Below are 3,784 nucleotides of genomic sequence, written 5' to 3' on the forward strand. Positions count from 1 at the left end.
GTCGGGGGTACCTGCACCTGCATCGGCCCGCCAGACACGATGAACCAGGGATCGAGCGTGGTGAAGATCATGGGCAAGGGCGTTGTGCGCATGGGGGATGGCACAGCGCATGGCGGCAAGCTGGTGATGGGCGTCCCGACGGTGCGGGCCGACTAAGGGAAAACTGGCGCACCCGACACGCTTCGAACGTGTGGCCTCTGCCTTCGGAGGTAATATGTCTAGCTTTCCGAAAAACACGATAGAGCACGCTACGGTACGATAACTACCTGAAATCAATTGCATTTATCAACTGTCGCGCCGAAGCTTCTATCCGAAACTACGCCTTAGCTTTCGTTCAAGTGCTTACGTGGTGCTTACGTGAAACCTAGGCGAACTTGGCGTTGGAAGGGAGATGCTCCATGGCAAAGATCACCAAGAGGTTCGTTGACAGCGCGGATGTCCGGGCGAACGACTACGTCATCTGGGATGATGAACTCCCGGGATTTGGCCTTCGCGTCTTTGCCTCCGGCAAACGCAGCTACGTTATTCAATACAGATCGGCTGGTCGCTCTCGCCGCTACGCCATCGGCTTGCACGGTGTCTGGACACCTGAAACCGCCCGCAGAGAGGCAAAGATCCAGCTTGGTAAGGTGGCGCAAGGTGACAACCCCGCCGAAGACAAGCAGATCAATCGTAACGCGATGACGGTCAAGGAGCTGTGCGATCGATATCTGGAAGCCATGCGCGCCGGGCTCATCCTCGGGAAAGGCGGGCGTCCGAAAAAGCCGTCAACTGTGGAAACGGATGTCGGGAGGATCAATGGCCATATCGTCCCTCTCCTTGGCAAGCGGCGCGTTCGCGATCTTTCCAGAGCCGATGTAACCAAGGCCATGAATGACATCATTGCTGGAAAGACCCGCGCAGTTAAGAAATCCGCCAAGCTGCGTGGCAAGTCTGTGCTGAGAGGTGGTACAGGTACTGCGAGCAGGTCCGTTGGCCTGATTGGTTCCATGCTCACCTATGCGATCAACGCTGGCATTATCGAGCACAATGTTGCCCACGGCATACGAAAACCGAAAGACCGGGTACGTGACCGGAGGTTGAGCGAAGATGAATATCGGCTTCTTGGAAAGATGTTGCGAGAGGCGGGCAAGAACGAAAGGTATGTCTTCACGGTGGAGATCATTCGGCAACTTGCCCTAACCGGATGCCGCAGGAGCGAAATCGTCTCGCTCAAATGGAGCGATGTCGACTTGGAGAACAGCTGTCTGCGGCTTTCGGAGTCCAAAGAAGGCGCATCGACGCGCCCTATCGGCATCCCCGTGGTGGAGTTTTTCGAAAAACACAGGCAAACGCAGTCCGAAGTTTATGTGTTTCCGGGTTCGCGCACCGCCGGGCCGTTCGGCAGTTTTCCCAATCACTGGCAGCGCATCTTTGCAGGATCAGCTCTGGAGGACATAACCGCTCATGTCTTACGGCACAGCTTTGCCAGTATTGCGAACGACCTTGGCTTCACCGAAAGCACCATTGCCGCCCTCATTGGACATTCGACAGGTACGGTGACCAGCAAATACATCCACACTCTCGACACGGCACTGATCATGGCCGCGGATACGATCGCAGGCTATATTCGGGGACTTCTCGACGGAGTTGCGTTCAAACAGACCGCCTACGCACTGGATCGAGCGTCCCGGAAAGCGGCGCTCGCGCGCTTCCTGCGAAAAGCGTCTGGTGAAGACCATGCGATTGCTAGCTGTTGATTGCGACGCGGAGGTGAGCCAATCACCCCGCCAGCGGGGTCAATTTTGCATTCCGAAACAAGGCTTATCGGTTCTTCATGGCCCGTGGTCCAACCTGTGGGGTAAATCCACTCTGAAGTGGCCTGGGCCAATGGTGCAATCGAGGTCGCGCAGGCGGCCATCCTTCAGTCCATAGATCAAACCGTGGACGCGAACATTTGCCATGCGACGCCAAGCCCTTTGCAGGATCGGCGTTTCGCAGACCCGCCTGACACCTTCGACCACATTGAACTCCGCCAGACGGTCGCGCCGCCCCTCGATGTCGGGCTCTCGGCCCAGATCGACCGCATAAGCCCGGGACAGTCGGCGAATGGCCTCAAGCCAGTGATCGACCAACCCGTGTGGCAAGTCCTCAGTGGCGGCCCTGACGCCGCCACAGCCGTAATGCCCACAGACGATGATCTCGCGCACTTTCAGCGCCTCGACAGCGAATTCCAGTGCTGACAGCAGGTTCATGTCGGACGAGTGAATGGTGTTGGCGACATTGCGGTGGACGAAGACCTCGCCCGGGTCGAGACCCGCGACTACGTTTGCCGGAACACGGCTGTCCGAACAGCCGATCCAGAAATACTCCGGCACCTGCAGGGCCGCCAACCGCATGAAGTATTCGGGTTCCTGCTCCTGGCGACTTGCTGACCAGACCCGATTCCGCGCCAAGAGGTCAGTCAGCATCGGGCGTGTCCATAACAGGTGGCAAGCCTCGGCGCGTCCTCATCTGTCGTGACAGCTTTTGAAGATCACACCGCGTTAGACGGGCACTGGCAATCGGCAACAGGATTGCGTTTTCTGCGGCAAGGTGACGGCGCACATGGCCTGCAAACCGTATCAGCAACTGGCGATCCTCGACCGTAAGCGTAGCCCCGGTATCGAGGCACCGGGCGAGAGCGTCCCGCAGACCCGGCAAAAGCCGTGCCGCTTCATCAAGATCACTGCAGATGCGGGAAATCACGCTCCGAATTCCATCTTCGGCAGGGCAACGCCGCGCGAGCAGCGGGAACAGGTCTTCGGCCTCGTCACGCATATGCAGGTTCAGTTCTTCGTTCACGAACTGCAGTACCGTTTGCGCAGCTGACTGGTCAAATGACACATACGAGGCCAGTCGGTCGATCACAGCGCAAACCTGACGTTCACGCACGTGATCTTCACAAAGGAATTCGAGCGGCGTCGCGAGCAGCGAGGGGTCGGTCGGAGACAAACCATCGCCGCGTCGCACCCGTTGCGTCCGCAGGGAATGTTGGCCTTTCATGACCCCTCCTTTCACGCCGTTCAGATCGGCATCAGGCTTGCGCCAGAGATCTGCGCGTCGTTGGCCAACCTTTCGATGAAGGCGCGCGAGGCGCGCGCCCAGGCCGCTTTCTCCAATGCCTGCACGATCTTCGGTCGCACGGTCTCATAGGGAAGAACCTGCCCCGGTGCGATGGCGTTCAACCGGATGATGTGCCAGCCGTGGCGCGACAGGACCGGCGCGGGAGTCATCGCACCTTCGGTCAGGCCGCGCAGCGCCGCTTCAAACTCAGGCACGGTATCGCCGGGGCCAAGCTGGCCCAGATGCCCGCCCGACGCCTTTGACCCGCAATCGCTTTCGCGCGCGGCGAGAGCGAAGCCCTTCGCATCACCGTCCAGCCGCGCCAGTACGGCCCTGGCGCGGGCTTCGGCCATTGCACGTTCCGCCTCGTCCCGCGGATCGCAGGCGCACAGGATATGCGACACATCCCAAAGCGGCGCTGAGCGGAAGCGATCGGGGTTCTTTACCCATTCGGCCCGCACGTCGGCGTCCGTCACTGGCGCAATCGTCAGCGCCTCGTCCAGAAGGGCGCGGATCAGCGCCTCGTCCCCGGTCTCGATCCGGCCGGGGGCCAGTTCTTCGGGGTCGGCCGTCAGCCCACGGGCGCGGGCCTCCTGCAACAGCAGGGCACGGATCGCCAATGCCTGCGCCGCCTTGCGCCAGGCGATGCCGGGCTTGTCCTTTGGGGCGCTGTGGTTCTGGGCCTCGGCGGCGATGGCCG

Annotated in this window: 5 protein-coding genes; 2 read left to right on the forward strand and 3 right to left on the reverse strand. The window is 60.3% G+C overall.

The features are described 5' to 3' along the window. Positions 1-156: PAAR domain-containing protein (locus tag ACRCSW_RS17690; RefSeq protein WP_438706970.1), on the forward strand; the 156-nt coding region annotated here is incomplete at its 5' end. Between the two features lie 242 nt (positions 157-398). Next, a complete protein-coding gene (locus ACRCSW_RS17695) occupies positions 399-1,739 on the forward strand; it encodes a tyrosine-type recombinase/integrase (RefSeq protein WP_438706966.1) in 1,341 nt (446 codons plus the stop codon). Positions 1,740-1,814: 75 nt separating this feature from the next. Here the strand turns inward: ACRCSW_RS17695 and ACRCSW_RS17700 are convergent, their stop codons facing one another. The 3 genes from ACRCSW_RS17700 to ACRCSW_RS17710 all read right to left on the reverse strand — a co-directional run. Continuing rightward, on the reverse strand, positions 1,815-2,450 hold the full coding sequence (locus tag ACRCSW_RS17700; RefSeq protein WP_438706967.1) for a carbonic anhydrase: 636 nt from the start codon (positions 2,448-2,450) through the stop codon (positions 1,815-1,817). After that, positions 2,440-3,024, reverse strand: a complete 585-nt coding sequence (locus tag ACRCSW_RS17705) for a hemerythrin domain-containing protein (protein WP_438706968.1) — start codon at positions 3,022-3,024, stop codon at positions 2,440-2,442. The genes ACRCSW_RS17700 and ACRCSW_RS17705 overlap by 11 nt, the downstream gene beginning before the upstream one ends. A gap of 20 nt (positions 3,025-3,044) precedes the next feature. Beyond that, a partial coding sequence (locus ACRCSW_RS17710; protein WP_438706969.1) for a peptidylprolyl isomerase occupies positions 3,045-3,784 on the reverse strand: 740 nt, incomplete at its 5' end.

The sequence above is a fragment of the Tabrizicola sp. genome (assembly GCF_051645465.1).
GTDB lineage: Bacteria > Pseudomonadota > Alphaproteobacteria > Rhodobacterales > Rhodobacteraceae > Tabrizicola.

Excerpts from the sequence above, each read along its gene's own strand:
- ACRCSW_RS17695 (WP_438706966.1), top strand. The coding sequence starts at position 399 with ATGGCAAAGATCACCAAGAGGTTCGTTGACAGCGCGGATGTCCGGGCG.
- ACRCSW_RS17700 (WP_438706967.1), bottom strand. The coding sequence starts at position 2,450 with ATGCTGACTGACCTCTTGGCGCGGAATCGGGTCTGGTCAGCAAGTCGC.
- ACRCSW_RS17705 (WP_438706968.1), bottom strand. The coding sequence starts at position 3,024 with ATGAAAGGCCAACATTCCCTGCGGACGCAACGGGTGCGACGCGGCGAT.